Origin of the sequence: Acinetobacter haemolyticus (genome assembly GCF_900406815.1) — a bacterium.
GTDB lineage: Bacteria > Pseudomonadota > Gammaproteobacteria > Pseudomonadales > Moraxellaceae > Acinetobacter > Acinetobacter haemolyticus_A.
This window is the reverse complement of the sequence record NZ_OVCN01000022.1, coordinates 20879-39322: the sequence shown is the minus strand read 5'-3', so window position 1 is coordinate 39322 and position 18444 is coordinate 20879. Positions and strand designations below refer to the sequence as shown.

Annotated in this window: 19 protein-coding genes; 8 read left to right on the top strand and 11 right to left on the bottom strand. The window is 40.2% G+C overall.

The features are described 5' to 3' along the window. Nucleotides 1-93: 93 nt before the first annotated feature. Nucleotides 94-477, top strand: coding sequence for a hypothetical protein (locus DK207_RS14080; protein WP_171293696.1), 384 nt, complete (start codon nt 94-96; stop codon nt 475-477). A 43-nt stretch (nt 478-520) separates the two neighbouring features. Here DK207_RS14080 and DK207_RS14075 read toward each other — a convergent pair whose 3' ends face one another. The 4 genes from DK207_RS14075 to DK207_RS14060 all read right to left on the bottom strand — a co-directional run bounded on the left by DK207_RS14075 (nt 521) and on the right by DK207_RS14060 (nt 4548). Continuing rightward, nucleotides 521-1819 carry a lytic murein transglycosylase gene (locus tag DK207_RS14075; RefSeq protein ID WP_109441726.1) on the bottom strand — a complete coding sequence of 433 codons (1299 nt, stop codon included), beginning with the start codon at nt 1817-1819 and terminating at the stop codon, nt 521-523. Between the two features lie 588 nt (nt 1820-2407). After that, nucleotides 2408-3529: a 5-(carboxyamino)imidazole ribonucleotide synthase gene (locus tag DK207_RS14070; protein WP_109441725.1), complete on the bottom strand. Its 1122-nt coding sequence runs from the start codon at nt 3527-3529 to the stop codon at nt 2408-2410. Between the two features lie 11 nt (nt 3530-3540). Further along, the gene (purE, locus tag DK207_RS14065; protein WP_005055397.1) at nt 3541-4053 is read right to left on the bottom strand and encodes a 5-(carboxyamino)imidazole ribonucleotide mutase; all 513 of its coding nucleotides are present in this window, start codon (nt 4051-4053) and stop codon (nt 3541-3543) included. Nucleotides 4054-4191: 138 nt separating this feature from the next. Further along, nucleotides 4192-4548 (bottom strand): DMT family protein, encoded by a 357-nt coding sequence (locus tag DK207_RS14060; RefSeq protein ID WP_265735797.1) that lies wholly within the window; start codon nt 4546-4548, stop codon nt 4192-4194. A gap of 72 nt (nt 4549-4620) precedes the next feature. Between DK207_RS14060 and DK207_RS14055 the strand changes: the two genes are divergently transcribed. Together DK207_RS14055 and mpl are read left to right on the top strand one after the other, a co-directional pair. Continuing rightward, entirely contained in the window at nt 4621-5148 is a 528-nt protein-coding gene (locus DK207_RS14055) for a hypothetical protein (RefSeq protein ID WP_109441723.1), read from the top strand. A gap of 139 nt (nt 5149-5287) precedes the next feature. Next, nucleotides 5288-6649: a UDP-N-acetylmuramate:L-alanyl-gamma-D-glutamyl-meso-diaminopimelate ligase gene (gene mpl, locus DK207_RS14050; protein WP_109441722.1), complete on the top strand. Its 1362-nt coding sequence runs from the start codon at nt 5288-5290 to the stop codon at nt 6647-6649. A 477-nt stretch (nt 6650-7126) separates the two neighbouring features. Here mpl and DK207_RS14045 read toward each other — a convergent pair whose 3' ends face one another. The 4 genes from DK207_RS14045 to DK207_RS14030 are packed head-to-tail and all read right to left on the bottom strand — an operon-like array spanning nt 7127 to nt 10951. Beyond that, nucleotides 7127-7870, bottom strand: coding sequence for an SDR family oxidoreductase (locus DK207_RS14045; protein WP_109441721.1), 744 nt, complete (start codon nt 7868-7870; stop codon nt 7127-7129). A 19-nt stretch (nt 7871-7889) separates the two neighbouring features. Next, nucleotides 7890-8588, bottom strand: a complete 699-nt coding sequence (locus DK207_RS14040) for a histidine phosphatase family protein (RefSeq protein ID WP_109441720.1) — start codon at nt 8586-8588, stop codon at nt 7890-7892. Then, the gene (locus DK207_RS14035) at nt 8585-9706 is read right to left on the bottom strand and encodes a phosphotransferase family protein (RefSeq protein WP_109441719.1); all 1122 of its coding nucleotides are present in this window, start codon (nt 9704-9706) and stop codon (nt 8585-8587) included. Before DK207_RS14035 ends, DK207_RS14040 begins: the two co-directional genes overlap by 4 nt. Before the next feature lie 12 nt (nt 9707-9718). Next, nucleotides 9719-10951 (bottom strand): acyl-CoA dehydrogenase family protein, encoded by a 1233-nt coding sequence (locus tag DK207_RS14030; protein WP_162540241.1) that lies wholly within the window; start codon nt 10949-10951, stop codon nt 9719-9721. Between the two features lie 105 nt (nt 10952-11056). Between DK207_RS14030 and DK207_RS14025 the strand changes: the two genes are divergently transcribed. Next, nucleotides 11057-11983, top strand: a complete 927-nt coding sequence (locus tag DK207_RS14025; protein WP_109441717.1) for a LysR family transcriptional regulator — start codon at nt 11057-11059, stop codon at nt 11981-11983. Between the two features lie 298 nt (nt 11984-12281). After that, nucleotides 12282-13232: a TerC family protein gene (locus DK207_RS14020; protein ID WP_109441716.1), complete on the top strand. Its 951-nt coding sequence runs from the start codon at nt 12282-12284 to the stop codon at nt 13230-13232. 46 nt (nt 13233-13278) lie between these two features. Here the strand turns inward: DK207_RS14020 and DK207_RS14015 are convergent, their stop codons facing one another. After that, entirely contained in the window at nt 13279-13884 is a 606-nt protein-coding gene (locus tag DK207_RS14015; protein ID WP_109441715.1) for a nucleotidyltransferase family protein, read from the bottom strand. Nucleotides 13885-14063: 179 nt separating this feature from the next. Between DK207_RS14015 and guaD the strand changes: the two genes are divergently transcribed. The 3 genes from guaD (at nt 14064) to DK207_RS14000 (ending at nt 16609) form a co-directional block, all read left to right on the top strand. Continuing rightward, on the top strand, nt 14064-15380 hold the full coding sequence (gene guaD / locus DK207_RS14010; RefSeq protein ID WP_109441714.1) for a guanine deaminase: 1317 nt from the start codon (nt 14064-14066) through the stop codon (nt 15378-15380). A 226-nt stretch (nt 15381-15606) separates the two neighbouring features. Continuing rightward, complete coding sequence (gene hpt / locus DK207_RS14005; RefSeq protein WP_109441713.1) at nt 15607-16134, top strand: hypoxanthine phosphoribosyltransferase; 528 nt, start codon at nt 15607-15609, stop codon at nt 16132-16134. Between the two features lie 223 nt (nt 16135-16357). Further along, nucleotides 16358-16609, top strand: coding sequence for a GlsB/YeaQ/YmgE family stress response membrane protein (locus tag DK207_RS14000; protein ID WP_109441712.1), 252 nt, complete (start codon nt 16358-16360; stop codon nt 16607-16609). 53 nt (nt 16610-16662) lie between these two features. Here DK207_RS14000 and DK207_RS13995 read toward each other — a convergent pair whose 3' ends face one another. Next, complete coding sequence (locus DK207_RS13995; RefSeq protein ID WP_109441711.1) at nt 16663-17361, bottom strand: DsbC family protein; 699 nt, start codon at nt 17359-17361, stop codon at nt 16663-16665. A 126-nt stretch (nt 17362-17487) separates the two neighbouring features. Beyond that, the gene (locus DK207_RS13990) at nt 17488-18297 is read right to left on the bottom strand and encodes a DUF2310 family Zn-ribbon-containing protein (RefSeq protein WP_109441710.1); all 810 of its coding nucleotides are present in this window, start codon (nt 18295-18297) and stop codon (nt 17488-17490) included. Nucleotides 18298-18444 lie beyond the last annotated feature (147 nt).

The following is an 18444-nucleotide window of genomic DNA, read 5'->3' as shown; positions in this document are numbered from 1 at the left end:
GATTAAGCTGATGTTTTTGTGACATAACAAGAATGGGTCGATTGTTTTGATTTATTCATGTTATTGTGGTGTGAAAACATCATCTTAATCTAAATGGAGATCAGCATGAGTTATTATCATATCCTCATTGAAGTGAACGACCACATCAGTACGATTGAGCAGACTCGTGATATCGAAATCCTAAATATTGAAGATATTAGCCCTTTTCTTCATTCGATTTTGATTCCTTATTTCAACGAACAAATTGTTGAATTAGAAGATGAAAATGTCCCTTATGACGAGATTTTACATTTGGAAGTAAAACAAACTTTACTGCCGATTGAGCATTTAATCGAAGAAGAACAAAAACAACTTCCAAGTGATACTGATGTCACGATTACTGCTTATGAAATATTTAATGATCGTGATCTGAGCCAAGATGTCACTGCGGTTATTTTTGATATTTTAGAAGCCGTTAAATTAGACCCTGCTCCATAAATAAAAAAGGTCTGCACTTGGCAGACCTTTCCACATTATTATTTTATTGCATCATTTTGCGTGCTTGTTCCTGACGGAAAGCACCTAAAATTTGCTGTCCTGCACGTCCTGTTGGATTTAAACCCAAGCGAGTTTGCTCTTGACGAATTGCTTGACGACTTTTATCGCCGATTAAACCATCGACTGCGCCAATGTCATAACCGCGTTGAATCAAAAATTGTTGAATTTCACGGCGTTCCGCTCTTGATGTCCCCGCATCATTTGTTGGCCATGCTGTTAAAAATGGTGTACCACCGCGCAGTCGGTCAGATAAATGCGCAATTGCTAAACCATAACTTTCAGCAGCGTTATAGCTATAAATCGCATCAAAGTTTCTAAATACTAAAAATAATGGACCATTCGCACCTGCTGGCGAAATCAAACCTGCTTGAATACTTCCAGTTAAATTTCCTTGAATTAACGCCGTTCCATCTGCACGTGTTACACCCTGTGCAATCCAGTGATTGAGCGACTTTTTATTACGGCGACTTTCCTCAGAAATCGACATACCTTGTGGGATTTTCACTTCAAAGCCCCAAGGCATCCCGGTTTGCCATCCAGCACGTTTTAAAAAGTTTGCTGTTGATGCCAAAGCATCTGGAATACTAGATACAAGATCACGACGACCATCACCATCAAAATCTACGGCTAAACGCTCATAAGTAGATGGCATAAATTGGGTATGACCAAACGCTCCTGCCCAAGAACCATAGAGTTGATCTTGGGTTACATCACCTCGTTGCAAAATACGCATGGTCGCGAAAAACTCGCCACGGAAATAACTTTGTCGACGACCTTCACAACTCAAAGTGCCTAAGGCTTGTAGTAAAGGATAACGACCAGAAATATCGCCATAATTACTTTCTACACCCCAAACTGCAACCACCATGTCGGCAGGTACCCCATAGGCTTGTTCTACACGTCGCAGCACATCACGATGTTGCGCAAGTTTTTGTTGTCCTGCCTGTACTCGCTCATTATCAACTAAACCAGATAAATAATCCCAAATCGGTGTAGAAAATTCTGGCTGATAATTTAAACGATCAATCACTGAATAATCCGCGCTGAGATTTTGGGTATAACGATCATAAGTTGCACCAGAAACACCAGAAGTAATCGCTTGAGATCGTAAACCTGCTAGACAACTTTGGAAATCACGTGTCGGATTAAATGTACTGGTATTGCTTACCGCTGGCGTCGTTGTCGTGGTTGAAACTTTTGCGCCATTGATAATCAACTCAGCATGAGCATTATAAGATAAGGTCAATAAGGCAGTGCCTAGAAAAAGAGGAAAACGGTACATGATGTCTAAACCATATTTTTGAATTTAAATTTCAGGGTTAACATAACACGATCATTGATGTTACAACGTTTGAAATCGTAATTTTTGAATTCATAATCGAGTTTTTAAATTTAAAACATACGATTTAAATTCAAAAGTATCCGTTCTTTTTAAATTTAAAACAGATTGCGACTATATTTTTGAATTCAAAAGTAGATGCACAGCACTCATCCTCATTTAAATTCAAAAACAACACCTGCTTTTGAATTCATTTCACATCATACATCTACATAAAAATAAGTAAAAATTCCTAAATTTTATCGTTTTAATCCTAATTACTATCAGCAAACCATGACTTTAAATTCAAAACAGCACCAACATGCGAACTTTTAAATTTAAAAAATCCTTGGCGTTTTTGAATTTAAAACAGCACGCTCGTCCAAACCTAAGTTTTAAATTCAAAATAAATACCCACCATTTAAATTCAAAGTCTAAAAATAAAGTTATCCACACCCACATTCCGCCACGTCTTTTTATTTTCTGAATTCAGAAAATAAAAGTGATAAAAAAAAGCGATCAGAAGATCGCTTTTCATGTGCTGTGGATAAGTTAGATGGTCATCTCATCTGTTAATGCCAATGGTACAGGTAGAATTTTGGCTAACTGACGACACAATGACGTTAATTCATCGCTATTATTCGGCATCAAGGTAATATGGCCTAGCTTGCGACCTTCACGTTCAGACTTATTATAAAGATGCAAATGTACACCTTTGAGTGCTAAAACATCCTCAGACTTAGGGTGTTGACCAATGATATTCACCATGACTGTCGGACGTACTACATCCGTTGCTCCAAGTGGTAAACCCGCAACCGCACGAATGTGGTTTTCAAATTGCGAGCACATCGCACCTTCAATCGACCAGTGACCCGAGTTATGGACACGACATGCCATTTCATTGGCATATAAACCTTGTTCTGTCACAAACAATTCAAGCGTCAATACACCGACATAGTTCAAATGATTTAATAAGCGGGTAATATAATCTTGCGCAACAGGTTGTAAATCCACGCTATTTGGCGCAGGAACAATTGAGTGTGACAAAATACCATTGTGGTGGTGGTTTTCTGCCAATGCCCAAGTTTTAACATCACCATCTTGACCACGTACCGCGATAATCGAGACTTCACGGCTGAATTTCACAAAGCTTTCAGCAATCAAGCTTTTTGCAGGACCAAGCTCAGCCCAAGCCATATCAATTTGGTCTTCTGATCTTAGAACAAACTGTCCTTTACCATCATAGCCACCTGTCACAGTTTTTAAGACGATAGGCAAACCAAGTTCAGCAACCGCTTGTTTTAAACTGTCTAGGCTATCTACTGCACGATACGGCGCAACAGGAATTCCCAATTCATCAAACAAGCCTTTTTCGGCCAAACGGTTTTGAGCCGTAGCCAGTGCGAGGCGAGGGGGATGCAAGGTCTTGCTTTGAGTTAAAACATCCACATCTGCAACTGGTGTGTTTTCAAATTCAAGGCTGAAGACATCCGCACTGGCAATAAAGTCTTGCAAGGCATGCTCATTTTTATTTGAAAAGACTGGACCTAGAATCGCTGCTGGACAATCTGTTTCTGCTTCAAAAAAGCTACATTGAATATTAAGTGGCAAAGCTGCTTGCGCCATCATGCGTCCAAGTTGTCCGCCACCAAAAATACCGATGGTTTTATTCATGATTGGCCTCGTTACACTTGACCAGGAATATTTTTGCTCGACACTTTCTCCGTTTGTGCAGTACGGAAATCCGCAACATTTTTGGCAATCTCAGGACGTGTTAAACCAAGAATTTGCGCTGCCATGATCGCTGCATTGGTCGCACCCGCCTGACCAATTGCCAATGTGCCTACCGCGATACCCGCAGGCATTTGCACAATCGAAAGCAATGAATCTACACCATTGAGAATCGACGATTTAACCGGTACACCCAGCACAGGCAAATCGGTTTTTGCTGCACACATTCCTGGTAAATGCGCCGCACCGCCAGCACCTGCAATAATCACTTGGATTCCGCGATCACGTGCTGTTTCAGCATATTCAAATAAACGGTCTGGTGTACGATGCGCAGAAACCACTTCAGCTTCAAAAGGCACACCCAATTGTTTGAGCATGTTAGCGGTGTGTTCTAGCGTTGCCCAATCTGATTGAGAACCCATGATAATCCCGACTAAAGGTTGGCTATCTGTTGCGACCGCATTCATTGGCTTTTCCAAAACTTGATAAAAAAAAGAGGGCAGTGTCTCGACTTACGCCAAACACAAAGGAATAAATTGGCAGATATTATAGCGGTTTTTTCAAGCATCCCCAACTACAGAACGCTTGAACTGATCGCAGAAAAATTAGCTCTGATTACGAAAAACAAAATAGACGCAGCCCAATAAACAGAGCATTGCCCAGACATAATCCAACTTAAATGGTTGTTTAAACATAAACAGCATAAACGGCACGAACACCAATAGGGTCACAACTTCCTGGGTAATTTTCATTTCACCCAAACTCCAGCCATGTTGACTGAACAATTTGGTCGCAGGAATCATAAAACTGTATTCCAATAAAGCAATACACCAACTCAGTAAAATCGCTTGCCAAATCGGTGCATCATGTAAGTATTTTAAATGACCATACCATGCCAAAGTCATAAAACAATTGGAAATAACCAATAAACACAGCGCTAAAAGAGTAGGGCTCAATTGTATTTACTCTAAAAATTTTGTAATAATTTTATAGTAAAATCCGTTTTTGAATAAGATTTGAGAAACATAAGGATTATGAAAAAGTTATTTCTACTGACTATTTTACTGTTTTCGATGAGCACAAACCACGCGATAGAATTAGATTTAGATAACCAAAATGAAGCCCTATCTGATTTAGCCAACATGTTCTATAGTGAAAAAAATGACCCTGTATATCGTTTTGAAGCCTTAGATCCTCAAAAACTAGATTATTCTGTAGAAAGTTTGAAATTTATCGATAAATATTTGTCAGATTTAAAGAAAATTAATTTAGATCAGGTCTCTGATGACCAAAGATTTAAAACCATTCTCCGTACAGGTGCATATGTAGGAGAAACGATCAGAAAAAATGATAAAAATAGAAATTGGTATTGGGTTGATTATGAAACAGCTAAGCAATTAAATCCTGAACTTTTTAATAATTTGGATCACTCAATTGAACTTGCTGCAATACTAACAGATGGTGAACGTTTCATCTTTCCATTGAATAAAGTTGTTAAATTTCTAAAAAATGGTGAAGAGGATAGCTTATATTTTTTTGCAACTACAGCGCTGAAATTTTAACATTTATGACTTTAATTTTAAGTAAAGAACAACAACGAATTTTGACTATCTTTTCCATAACAGCCTTGCTATCTTTTCAAGCAAATTTTTAATTGCATTACACACGTTTATTGCGTGACTGAATAAAGAGAGAAGCACGATGCATCTGCATATTTTGGGTATTTGTGGCACATTTATGGGGTCTTTGGCTCTATTAGCACGAGATTTAGGACATAAAGTCACAGGTTCAGATGCCAATGTTTATCCCCCGATGTCTACTCAACTCGAAAATGCAGGTATTGAGTTGATGCAAGGCTATGACCGTAGCCATTTGCAACCGCATCCTGATCTTGTCATCGTCGGCAATGCCATGAAACGTGGCATTGATGCGATCGAATATATGCTGAATGAAGGTCTACCTTATATTTCTGGTCCACAATTTTTGGCAGATCATGTGCTGCAAGGCAAACATGTATTGGGTGTTGCAGGTACACATGGTAAAACCACCACCACGACAATGTTGGCTTGGGTCTTGGATCAAGCGGGTTTAAATCCTGGTTTCTTGATCGGTGGAGTACCACTCGGTTTTAGCGAAAGCGCACGCTTAGGTGGCGGTAAATACTTCTGTGTTGAAGCTGATGAATATGATTCAGCCTTCTTCGACAAACGTTCTAAGTTCGTCCACTATCATCCAAAAACCGCGATTTTAAATAATCTTGAATTTGACCATGCCGATATTTTTGATGACCTTGCTGCGATTCAAAAACAATTCCACCATCTAGTACGTACCATTCCAAGTGAAGGTCGTATTATTGCACCGATCACCGAAACCAATATTGATGAAGTCTTGGAACAAGGCTGCTGGACACCTGTGGTTCGTACCAGTCTTGAGCCAAATGACCAAGCTGCTTTGTCTGCTGAACTGATCAGTGCGGATGGTAGTCATTTTAAAGTCCTTGAAAATGGCAAAGTGATCGGGGAAGTGAAATGGTCTATGACTGGACAACATAGCGTTGCTAATGCCTTAGCAACCATTGCTGCCGCACAGCATGTCGGTGTCAGTCTTGAACAGGCCTGTGATGCCTTATCTAACTTCGGTGGGGTGAAGCGTCGTATGGAGCTGTTAGGTACAGTACGCGGTATTGAAGTCTATGATGACTTTGCTCATCATCCAACTGCGATTGAAACCACACTCGACGGTGCACGTAAACGTTTGGGCGAACGTAAACTTTGGGCAATCATTGAACCACGCTCTAACACCATGCGTATGGGCAGCCACAAAGATGGTTTGGCGCATTCGGCACGTTTGGCGGATGAGGTGATTTGGTATCAACCAGAAGGTTTGGATTGGGATTTACAACCTGTGATTGCAGCTTCATCAAACAAAGCTGAAGTGAGTCGTTCTCTGGATGAGATCATTGCTCGTGTGGTCAATGAAGCAGGTGAGGGTGATGCTGTGGTGATCATGTCTAATGGTGGTTTTGGTGGTTTACACCAAAAGTTGATTACGGCTTTGTCGTAATTAAAGTCAACACTGTCTCTAACAAATTGAAAAAAATATTGTCTTAACGGAGTCTTGCAAGTTCTTATCTAATTTCTGGATCAGCCTGCGGCTCGCCCTACTTTTCTTTCTGGAAAAGTAGGCAAAACCATTGTCATCCACAAAACCTGGTCACTTCTTGTATTTAATTAATGCTTCGCAGAAACAGCATTTTGCTGATATTACGCAGGTTGTGGATGACGTTTACGCGTATCATCTTTCTTGTCGAACTCAGATTAAATTAATTTCTTGCTGATATTTACTATTGTGACGGCGGCATGGATGTCGCCCGTTGGACTGTGGTATAGGGATATACCATCAGTCCAACAAAGGATTTTTGTTACTTTTCATCCCTGAAAAGTAAGGAAACGCCTATATCCAAACAGGTCAATGATTCAGCCTATATGAGGCTGTCAAACTTTCCAAATAGAGATATCTCCGATCTATTTTGAATAGCAATTAACTCAGTTTATTTACCAATTTTAACGGCAAAATCTTCATTGCTATGCCCATTGGCAACCACGGCCACTGCGGTACATACGCCTTCACAGGTTCTTTCTCAATCGCTTTCACCAACGCCTGACTACCCGTTTTCTCATCCACTTCGAACGGCAGCTTCTTGGCGCCTTCATTCAATTCAGTGCGAATATAACCAGGGAAAATGGTTGAGACCTTAATTGGTGTACCCAACAACTCCGCACGGATCCCTTCTGCCAAATGCGCCACTGCGGCTTTACTGGCGGCATAAGTCGATAAATGTTTTGGCAAACCACGCATCGCACTCATGGAAGAAATCATCACCAAATGCCCATTGTTTTGTGCTCTAAAGATCTCTACAGCAGCTTCACATTGCGCCAATGCCGAAATAAAATTGGTTTCAGCCGTGGCACGATTCACTTCAAAATGCCCTTTACCAATACGGCGACCTTCGCCTACGCCCGCATTAACGATAATCCGGTCAATCGTACCGAACTCTTGTTGAAAAGCCTTAAATACCTTAAAGACCTCATCATAATGGGTCACATCAAGCGTCTTAATTTTGACCTGAATGGCAAACTGGCTTTGCAATTCTTGTTGTAATGCTTCCAAACGTTCTAAACGGCGTGCACACAATGCAAGATTATAGCCTTTGGCTGCAAATTCACGCGCCATACCTGCACCTAAACCTGAACTTGCACCTGTTATTAAAATCGTCTTTGTCATTTCCGCCACCTATTTTTATTTAGATCCATGTTAAGAGTTCTGCATCACGTGCTTTTAAATAATGATGCTCATTAAAACTGAGTAATTGCAAACGTCCATCGGTCCAGCGTAACGTGGTAATACTGGCATTGGCAATTGACCAATTCAGTGCAAAAATTTGTTTCGCATTCAGTCCCAAAACCTTACCCACCGCCACAGAAATCACTCCACCAGAACTAAACACCACCGCTTGACGGTGTAGTGTGGCGTCAAGCTGCTGACATAAGGTATATAGCGCATTTTCTACACGTGATTGAAAGCCTAACCACGTTTCATGATATTCGTGGTCATATTGTTCTCCAATCCAACGATCTATCGCACTATCAAAGATGTGGGCCAGATAAGCACGTGGATTTGCCACTTGAGCAATATCCTGCTTCAATAATTCAGGCTGATTAAACCGTGGTTCGTATTGTGCAAACACATACTGATGATCAAACTCATTCCAAGTAGATTCAGTTTGAACCGATACATCGGTAAAACCTTGCGCTAAAGCCAGTTGCGCTGTTTGTTGATGGCGTTGCATTGACCCAGCCACTACTAAAGGTGAAGCTTTCAAAGTTTTATTGAGAAATTCACCCGCCGCTTGTGCCTGTTGCTCTCCTTTTGTAGAGAGCAGGTCATAACTGGCTGCCCCAAAAGACGCCTGTCCATGTCGCACCAAATAAATTGTGCTCATCCTTTTAAAATTTCCTTTAGCTTTGCGCCATATTCAGGAATTAATTGCTGAGCTTCGGCATTATTTTCTGCAATTAATTTGAGTGCCCGAATATGTAAGGCATGAATCATGATCCAAAAATCTTTAAAGGCTGGATTATCAGTTTGTTGATGGTAATAACGATAATAAATCTGCTGAGCAATCACGGCTAAACGAAACAAACCGAACACTTCATAAAATGCCCAATTGTCAGGTTTCAGCCCAGTTTTCTCTAAGTAGTAGTCCACGACTTGTTGACGTGTCAGCATGCCTTTTAGATTGGTTGGTTGACGGCGGCTAGATTTCATCAAAGCATCGTCATCTTCTTGAATCCAATAGGCGAGGGCGCTACCCAAATCCATCAGTGGATCACCCAATGTCGCCATTTCCCAGTCAAGTACACCAATCACTTGAGTTGGCTGTTGTGGGTCTAAAATCACATTGTCAAAACGCCAATCATTATGAATCACACAAGTTTTTGTATCGGCTGGAATATGTTGCTGTAGCCATTCCCGCACAAAGGCAAAATCCGGTACATTGGGTGTAAGGACTTTGCTATAACGTGCATCCCAACCTTCAACTTGACGACGACAATAGCCTTCGCCCTTGCCCAGTTTTTCAAGTTCTGTGCCTTGATAAGGAACTTGATGCAGTTCGATTAATTTATCCAAAACATTTATGCAAAGTTGTTGAACTTGTTGCTCATCGAGTTGTAATTCTTTAGGTAAATTGGCACGGGGAATGATCCCTTCAATTCGCTGCATTACATAGAAATCACAACCAATCACATTTTCATCCTGACATAACGCAACCATTTCAGGCAGGACAGGGTAGAACGGCGCAAGATGCTTCTGCACATTGTATTCACGCGCCATATCATGTGCTGACTTAGCTTTGGTTCCCTTTGGCGGACGACGTAAAATTAAATCGGTATTTTCATATTGAATACGATAAGTCCAATTCGATGCACCTCCTGAATATTGAGTGACTCGTGCTTGACCTTGCAAATCTACACCTTGATCTTTTAACCATGTTTCAACAGCAGAAATATCCAGTTCTTCGCCAGAACGAACCTGACCACCCACATCAATCATTGTCATTTTCTTATATCCTTATCCACGACCATAGCCACGTTTTTTCAGTTCTAATTTGGCAATCATGCCCTTATGGACTTCATCAGGTCCATCGGCTAAACGTAAACTTCGTGCCTGATTGAAAAATGCAGTTAACGGCGTATCACGGGAAACACCTTCCCCGCCGTGAATCTGGATCGCCATATCAACGACGTTTTGCAATACAGTAGGGGCAACCACTTTGATTGCAGAAATTTCGGTGAGCGCTGCCATATTACCTAAGGTATCCATCTTATAAGCGGCATATAGCGTTAATAAACGGGCTTGATCGATTTGTACACGCGCTTCAGCAACACGTTCTAAATTGCCCCCAAGTTTAAGAATTTCTTTACCAAAGGCTTTGCGGGACATCCCACGATCAATCATCAACTCTAGGGCTTTTTCAGCAGCCCCAATACAACGCATACAATGATGAATTCGCCCTGGCCCTAAACGTCCTTGAGCAATCTCAAAGCCTTGTCCAGCACCACCAATGAAGTTGCTGACAGGGACCCGCACATTGTCAAAACTGACCTGACCATGGCCATGCGGTGCATCATAATCACCAAATACTGGCAACATACGCTCAATGGTCACACCTTGGGTCTCAATCGGTACTAAAACCATCGAATGTTGATGATGACGGTCTTTACTTGGATCTGGTGTATAGGCCATAAAAATGATCACTTTAGCATTCGGATCACCCAGACCAGATGACCACCATTTACGTCCATTCAGGACAATTTCATCGCCATCAATCACCGCCGTAGCTTGCATATTGGTGGCATCACTCGACGCAACCGCAGGTTCAGTCATACAAAATACGGAGCGAATCTCACCATTCAGTAGAGGTTGCAACCATTGTTGTTTTTGTGCATCGCTACCATAACGCCATAACACTTCCATATTGCCACTATCAGGCGCATTACAGTTAAATACCGTCGGGGCGAGAAGGCTACGACCTGTGAGTTCAGCAATATGCGCATATTCTTGAACCGATAAACCTGCGCCGAGTTCAGCATCTGGCAAGAACATATTCCATAAGCCAGCCGCTTTGGCTTTACTTTTTAAGTGTTCAAGTTGAGCAGGCCATTGCCATTGGGTCCAATCTCCATCGACATTGAGACGATGCACTTCATCCCAAAAGGCTTTTTCAATCGGTTCTATTTCTTGTTGTATAAAGGCTTGCGTTCGTGCAATAAAATCCTGTGCACGTTCAGATAATGCAAACATCATCATTTCCCTCACGGTAAAATTTGGCGAATATCAATTCACTGCTTTACATCACCATAAGCGAAAATTTATTATGAATGAAATGATTTTATTTTATTCAAAACTATGAATCAGATTCATAATAGCAATCCACTTGAAGTCGGACAATTCAATCGAATCGATATTAATTTATACCCACTTTTCATTGCGATTTTTGAACAAAACAGCATTTCTAAAGCTGCGCAATTACTTTGTATTAGCCAATCTGCCGTCAGTCATGCCTTGCAACGATTACGGACACAATTAAATGATGAATTGTTTGTGCGAAGTGGACAAAAGATGCTTCCAACACCTTATGCAGAGCAAATTTATCATCCCATCCAAGAGGCGTTATTGACGATTCAACGGATTGCCATCCCACCACAAGACTTTGTTCCCAGCATGTTGCAAAGTATTAAGATCGCCATTCATGATGAAATTGAACCGATTATTTTTCCTCGATTAATCCAACACTTTTTACGGCTTAACCTCGATATTCAATTTCTTAGCTCCAAACTCGATCGTAAAAATATGCTGGCAGATCTTTCAGCTCAGCAGATCGATTTTGTGATTGATCTGGTACAGCCTTATCAAGCACATTTGCAATTTGAACATCTCATTCAAGATCATTTTGTGGTGTGTACCCAGCAAAGCAAAATGGATTTAGCAACCTATCTATCTTCTCCACATATTGGGGTATCTTCTCGTCGCACTGGGGTTTTACTTGAAGATATTTATTTGAATCGCCAACAATTATCTCGCCAAGTTTTTCTGCGTTGTCAGCATTACTCAACCGCACTGCAAGTTTTGGCACAATACCCCGATGCGATATTAACCATTCCACAAAGCATCCTGAATCATCTGTATTATGCGGAAACATTACAAATTCATGCCTTACCCATCGAATTGCCTAAAATCACCATGGGGATATATTGGCACGATCATGTTAAACAAAATCCTCGCCATCAATTTTTACGGCATGAAATTCTGAACATTTTTAATGCTGAATCCTGAAGCATAAGTTTGCAGATTTGCTCAAACTATGTAATGCTACGCGCAGATTTGGATGACTTCATCCATACGAAATTCGTTTGACAAGGGGAGTAGCCTCCTCCAAACCTGAATGCTGTAATTAAAGCTCAGGTGTCAGAGCTCCGTCATTACACTTTGCAAAAAGTCGGACTCTGAGCATCATCCCTCGTGGTGATGTAGGCAAGACCTTGATCATGTTGAAACAGATGTTTTTTTAATTCATCTGGCAACTGGTCAAGGTTTTTTTATGCCGCTTCCATTTGCCAGATTGGGAGTGGTAATGGAATCTATTGGCAACCTAGGGTTGTATCTTGCATTCTTTGGCATCGTCACCGTGATGCTATTAATCGATTTTTTAGGCTTTAAACAGAAACAAAACCAAGACGTGCCAATTCGGCAAGCGGCCTATTGGAGTGTAGCGTGGGTTACTGCGGCAATCATATTTGGTGGCGGATTATGGTTTTATCTACAGCAAACAGTAGGTGCAACCATTGCCAATCAAAAAACCATGGAGTACTTCGCGGGCTATCTGCTCGAAAAATCATTGGCGATTGATAATGTCTTTGTTTGGCTGATGATCTTTGCTGCTTTTGCGATTCCTCCTGCATTGCAACGCAAAATTTTGCTCTATGGTGTTCTCGGTGCCATTGTACTTAGAACCATCTTCATTTTTATTGGTGCTTGGTTCATTCAAGAGTTTTCATGGATTCTTTATATCTTTGGTGCTTTCCTTGTCTATACCGGCTTTAAATTTCTAAAAGGGCAGGAGGAAGAGCGTGATATCGAAGACAATGCTTTACTTAAATGGTTACGTAAACACCTTCGCATCACACCTCAACTTGAAGGCAATAAGTTCTTTGTCCGCCAAAATGGACTTCTATGGGCAACACCGCTATTTTTGGTATTAGTATTGGTTGAAGCTTCTGATGTCATTTTTGCTGTAGACTCAATTCCTGCGATTTTTGCTGTAACCACTGACCCATTTATCGTTTTAACTGCAAACTTAATGGCGATTTTGGGCTTACGTGCGATGTTCTTTTTACTCGCTGGCGCAGCAACTAAAATGCATTATTTACCTTATGGCTTAGGTATTATTTTATTGTTTATCGGTACGAAAATGTTGTTGTTGGATGTGTTCCATATGCCGATTTGGATCTCTCTCGGCTTTATCATCTTGGTCTTGAGTATTACGGCGTATTTGTCGTTCCGACATAATAAGATTCAAGCGTAATCACACGTTGAACACCATAAAGGGATTTCCATGAAGTCCCTTTTTTTTATTCTAGTATCCCATCTTTTGTCGTTGGATCAACCCATTGCAATTTTGACCATCGTTGCAACCATTTTTTAGAATTTACACGCTGCTTGAAAGTTCCATAATTCACTAGTGCAGAGTTCCAAAGCAGTTTTAATTCAAATAAATCTTGTAATCCAAAGGGAGCAATCAGCTCTAATTCTCCAGATGAATTCAATCGAACCGCTATAGCAGTCGCCGTCTCTGGCCATAACGATAAAGCATGTTCAATCGATGATATGGGCTGAATTGGTTCACCATTTTCCTTACGATACCAGGTATGTACCAAAGCCTGATTTACCACATCCCATTGCTGTTGAGGGAAAAAGCCTTCTAGTTTTTGTCTTAATCGCTGCTGTAGATGGTGATTGCTCTCCTGCTCATCGTAATAAATCACATCAATTTCGCTATTTGTTAAGTCAAAAGTCTGACCATGCAAAAATGCCCAGACCGTATTGCGAAGTACACCTGCACTTAAATATGCACGCGGTTCAATCAGAACAAGTTGTTTTAATATTGCATAAAGTTCAGGGCGATTTAGGATCACATTCAAAAGAAGTTTTTGATAGTCTGTTTGATACAGCGTCATTGTTATTTAAATCCTTAAATTAGCCAAACCGCATTCCTATTTCACAAAATTAAAGAAAATTGACTCAAAAAAATCACTCACATTTATATACTTTTTTAGCACGTTAATTAGCCGAATAATCCAGTAAATTTGGCAAAATCAGGTACAATCAACCGAAAAAAGTAAAACTGTAGGTTGTTATGACGTTGGCTACTCCGATCACGGTTGTCCGTGGTCGCTTCTTAGATATTCAAAAAACTGTTTCCCAAGCGAATGAAATCGCAGACCAAGTGCGTTATATCGAAGATGGTGTTCTCATTACTGAACATGGAAAAATCCGCTGGTTTGGGACTTGGGATGAAGCACAAAATCACTTGCCTACAGATGTTGAGATTCAACATTATCCAGATCAATTGATCATTCCAGGAATGATTGACACCCACATCCACTTTCCACAAACAGAAATGGTCGGTGCCTACGGTGAACAATTACTCAGTTGGCTCAATACTTATACTTTTCCGACTGAAATTCAGTTTAAAGACCAAACGTATGCGCAAGAAATTGCAGCGTTCTTTGTTAATGAACTGCTTAAAAATGGAACCACGACAGCACTGGTATTCTGTACTGTACACCCCGCATCCGTGAATGCTTTATTTGAAGCTGCAGCACAGCATCAGATGCGCTTAATCGCAGGTAAGGTGATGATGGATCGTCATGCACCTGAAGCCCTTTGTGATACTGCAGAAAGCGCTTATGAAGATTCTAAGGCCTTAATTGAGAAGTGGCATGGACAGGGACGTGCTTTATACGCAATTACGCCACGTTTTGCGCCAACGTCTACACCAGAACAACTGGAGAAAGCAGGGCAGCTTAAAGCAGAATACCCTGATGTTTATGTACATACCCATTTAAGTGAAAATAAAGATGAAATCGCATGGGTCAAAGATTTATTCCCTGAACAAAAAGGCTATCTTGATGTTTATCATCACTATGGCTTAACGGGTCAACGTTCGGTATTTGCGCATTGTGTTCACTTAGAAGATACCGAATGGAAATGTATGCATGAGACAAATTCAGCCATCGCATTCTGCCCGACTTCAAACTTATTCTTAGGCAGCGGCTTATTTCCACTGAAGAAAACGTGGGAACAACAAGTCAAAGTCGGCTTGGGTACAGATATTGGGGCAGGGACCTCATTTAGCTTATTGCAAACTGTCAATGAAGCTTACAAAGTCCAGCAGTTACAAGGTGATAAATTATCAGCCTTCGAATCGCTGTATCATGCCACTCTAGGTGGGGCAAAAGCACTCGATCTCGATGATAAGCTCGGTAATTTCAGTGTTGGTAAAGAAGCTGATTTTGTCGTACTTAACCTTCAACCAACTGCTTTACAACAACTGCGTCAGTCACGTTCCAAATCAATTGATGACAGCTTATTTGCGCTGTTTACCATGGGCGATGACCGTAATATTGAGGCAACCTATATCTATGGACAAAAAGCCTATAGCGCCAACTAAAGTATTCAATACACGTAGGATTGGAATAATCATATTTGCCATGAGCTGCGCATTTTTGTTGAAACGAGACAGCGCTTCTCGGCAAAATGATACATATTCTTCATCATCAAAAGGTGCATGAATGCTGATTTTGTTTTAAAATTCCCACATTAACTCAAGATTTCGAGGTGTTGCAGGTCAACACCTTTTTTATTTTCCCATTTTTTAACGTTTTAGGAATCTGCCAATGACCGTTGCAATGCGCATTATGATTTCCAGTGAAGAGATTCAAGCCAAAGTGAAAGAGCTGGGTGAAAAAATCAATGCACACTATGCTCAAAGTGATAAAGAACTGGTATTGATTGGTTTACTGCGTGGCTCAGTCATCTTCATGGCAGATTTATGCCGTGCCATAGAAAAACCACATGAACTCGATTTTATGACCGTTTCAAGCTATGGCGGCGGTACCACTTCTAGCCGTGATGTAAAAATCCTAAAGGACTTGGATGGTGAAATTCACGATAAAGATGTATTGGTGGTTGAGGATATTATTGACTCAGGCAATACACTCAACAAAGTGATACAAATGCTGCAAACGCGTAAACCAAACTCAATTGAACTGTGTACGCTGGTCAGTAAACCATCCCGCCGTGAGATTGATTTAGAAGTCAAATTTTTAGGTTTTGAAGTCGAAGATCGATTTATTGTGGGCTATGGTCTCGATTTTGATCAAAAATATCGTCATCTTCCATACATTGGTGAAATTGGGCTTTAATCAATAAACCCCTCTGTATCAATGGTGCTTGAACTGTCACGCAAAGTAGTTCAGGCACCTATTTAGCGGCGATTTCGTCGCTTTTTTATTTCAGTATCTGAATTAAAAACATTTAAACTCTGCACAAAAATACGACATAACTAAGCAATCCACTACAGACAAAAGCTTATACGATCAAGCAGGATAACAATAAATACTTTTTTTAAAACAAGGAGAAATAACAATGTGGTCTCTAATTGTAGCAATTATCGTTGGTTTCTTTGCAGGTTTAATTGCGCGAGCACTTCATCCGGGTGATGACAAAGCAGGTTTCATCATAACCACCTTATTGGGTATCGCAGGTTCATTATTGGCAACCTATGGTGGTCGTTTGCTCGGCTTATATGGTGAAAATTCGGCGGCAGGATTTATTGCTTCCGTGATCGGTGCCGTGATTATTTTATTTATCTATAACCTTGTTACCAAGAAAAGTTAATCTCTTAAAATCACTCCCAATTCATTATTTTGCATGAATTGGGAGGATAATATTTATAGACCCAATTCTTTCCAAATCATTTGAATATCTTCGGCACTACGTCCCCCAACCATTTTCAAACCATTTGAAAAAATCAAAGTGGGAGTGCCATTTACACCTAATTTACGACCTAAAGTTAGGTTTCGATCAATCGGATTGGCACATGTTTTTGCTTTCGGCTGAACATTTTTTTGCAGCAAATTTTTCCATGCATATGATGGATTCGCCTCACACCAAACTTGCTTAGATACAGCGATTGATTGCGGTTTTAAAGGATAAATAAAAGTATATATCGTTACATCATTGAGTTTGTCGAGTTCTGCTTCTAATTGCTTACAGTACGGACAATTTGGATCTGAAAAAATAGCGAGCTGACGTTTACCATTCCCTTTGACCGTTTTGATCGCATCTTGTAAAGGAAGTTGTTGCCAATCAACTGAGTTCTGCTTGAGTACTAAATCTTTCGTGAGATTTTTTTGATCTTTTAAACGCACCATTGAACCGATAAACATATGCTCGGCATTTTCATCGAGGTAGATGATTTGATTATCTAGACTTGCACTATATAAACCCGTCATTTCAGTGGTTTGGATATTGGTCACTTGGATATTAGGATAGTTTTTATTTAGATTACTTTTTAAGGTTTCTATATTGGCTAAACTCATCATAGAAACACAGCTCAACAATGAGAATATCCCAATTTTTTTTAACATGACTGACACTCGAATCAAAAATCAGTCGCTATTGTAATCCGTCTCACCAACCGATACAGCTCGACTTACGGAGTGGTAACCAAATTCAAACCAATACACCCGATGTTTCACGTGGAACATTCTTAATTACTTGTTTGAACCATGCCATTCACCAATGATCGCATGCCGCTCATCTTCATAAGAGACAGCAAGATGAGAGACTAAACGGCATGGATCACATTTGAAGGTAAAATGTTGAAAATCCCTAGAATTTAATCCTGCACTCCAATTTTGACCACATGATGGACAAAGCCGAGCATATTCATTTTTCCTACGCCCCCAATAACGCATCAGGTAATAATAGGTAGGTATACCTGTAACTTTTTCTACATATTTACATATTTTTTGACCAGCTTTTGCCAACTCACTATCTGGAGTTGCTAATTGTTTATAAGCTACTTTTTCCAAAGCACCACTACGCATCCAAGCTTGATCACAGTTTTTATATTCTTGTTGCCAAAAATATATTTCTTCTCGTTGCTGATGCTCTCCTGAAAGAAGAAAAATGGGAATTGGGTGACCACTATCCCCTCGACACACGGGAGACTGCCAATCATCCATTTGAGTATAGAGATAAAGAAAACCAGCGTTTTTCCAATGGGTATTTTGTTCAGGAACATCATCATCAATGCATTCCCATAATGGTTCACAACCAAATAACTCAATAACGCTTTTCAGTCGCTCTATGCCATATTTGCAGTGATATTCTTTTAAATTTGCATTAATTCCTTGCAAATTAATATACGTACAAAGTAGCCCATTATGTACGATTAAATAATACTCACCACAAACTTGACCATTATGTAATAAAACAGAAAGATAATCCTCAACCAACCATTCGGCTTGTTCTCGATTTGTTTTTGTAATTGACCCAAAAATCACTTTATAAGCAATCATTTTTAACTCATCAGAAGTTTTGTAATAAGAAAATAGCCACACAATAAAAATATAATAGTTATACTAACTTATATTATCGATATAATTCAGAACAAAAAGTACTAACTTACTATAAATTAGTACCTTAGTATTATTTTATGATTATAA

Bases quoted from the DNA above. Each gene is read 5' to 3' on its own strand.
- DK207_RS14080 (WP_171293696.1), top strand. From the start codon at position 94: ATGGAGATCAGCATGAGTTATTATCATATCCTCATTGAAGTGAACGAC.
- DK207_RS14075 (WP_109441726.1), bottom strand. From the start codon at position 1,819: ATGTACCGTTTTCCTCTTTTTCTAGGCACTGCCTTATTGACCTTATCT.
- DK207_RS14070 (WP_109441725.1), bottom strand. From the start codon at position 3,529: ATGAATAAAACCATCGGTATTTTTGGTGGCGGACAACTTGGACGCATG.
- purE (WP_005055397.1), bottom strand. From the start codon at position 4,053: ATGAATGCGGTCGCAACAGATAGCCAACCTTTAGTCGGGATTATCATG.
- DK207_RS14055 (WP_109441723.1), top strand. From the start codon at position 4,621: ATGAAAAAGTTATTTCTACTGACTATTTTACTGTTTTCGATGAGCACA.
- mpl (WP_109441722.1), top strand. From the start codon at position 5,288: ATGCATCTGCATATTTTGGGTATTTGTGGCACATTTATGGGGTCTTTG.
- DK207_RS14045 (WP_109441721.1), bottom strand. From the start codon at position 7,870: ATGACAAAGACGATTTTAATAACAGGTGCAAGTTCAGGTTTAGGTGCA.
- DK207_RS14040 (WP_109441720.1), bottom strand. From the start codon at position 8,588: ATGAGCACAATTTATTTGGTGCGACATGGACAGGCGTCTTTTGGGGCA.
- DK207_RS14035 (WP_109441719.1), bottom strand. From the start codon at position 9,706: ATGACAATGATTGATGTGGGTGGTCAGGTTCGTTCTGGCGAAGAACTG.
- DK207_RS14030 (WP_162540241.1), bottom strand. From the start codon at position 10,951: ATGTTTGCATTATCTGAACGTGCACAGGATTTTATTGCACGAACGCAA.
- DK207_RS14025 (WP_109441717.1), top strand. From the start codon at position 11,057: ATGAATCAGATTCATAATAGCAATCCACTTGAAGTCGGACAATTCAAT.
- DK207_RS14020 (WP_109441716.1), top strand. From the start codon at position 12,282: ATGGAATCTATTGGCAACCTAGGGTTGTATCTTGCATTCTTTGGCATC.
- DK207_RS14015 (WP_109441715.1), bottom strand. From the start codon at position 13,884: ATGACGCTGTATCAAACAGACTATCAAAAACTTCTTTTGAATGTGATC.
- guaD (WP_109441714.1), top strand. From the start codon at position 14,064: ATGACGTTGGCTACTCCGATCACGGTTGTCCGTGGTCGCTTCTTAGAT.
- hpt (WP_109441713.1), top strand. From the start codon at position 15,607: ATGACCGTTGCAATGCGCATTATGATTTCCAGTGAAGAGATTCAAGCC.
- DK207_RS14000 (WP_109441712.1), top strand. From the start codon at position 16,358: ATGTGGTCTCTAATTGTAGCAATTATCGTTGGTTTCTTTGCAGGTTTA.
- DK207_RS13995 (WP_109441711.1), bottom strand. From the start codon at position 17,361: ATGTTAAAAAAAATTGGGATATTCTCATTGTTGAGCTGTGTTTCTATG.
- DK207_RS13990 (WP_109441710.1), bottom strand. From the start codon at position 18,297: ATGATTGCTTATAAAGTGATTTTTGGGTCAATTACAAAAACAAATCGA.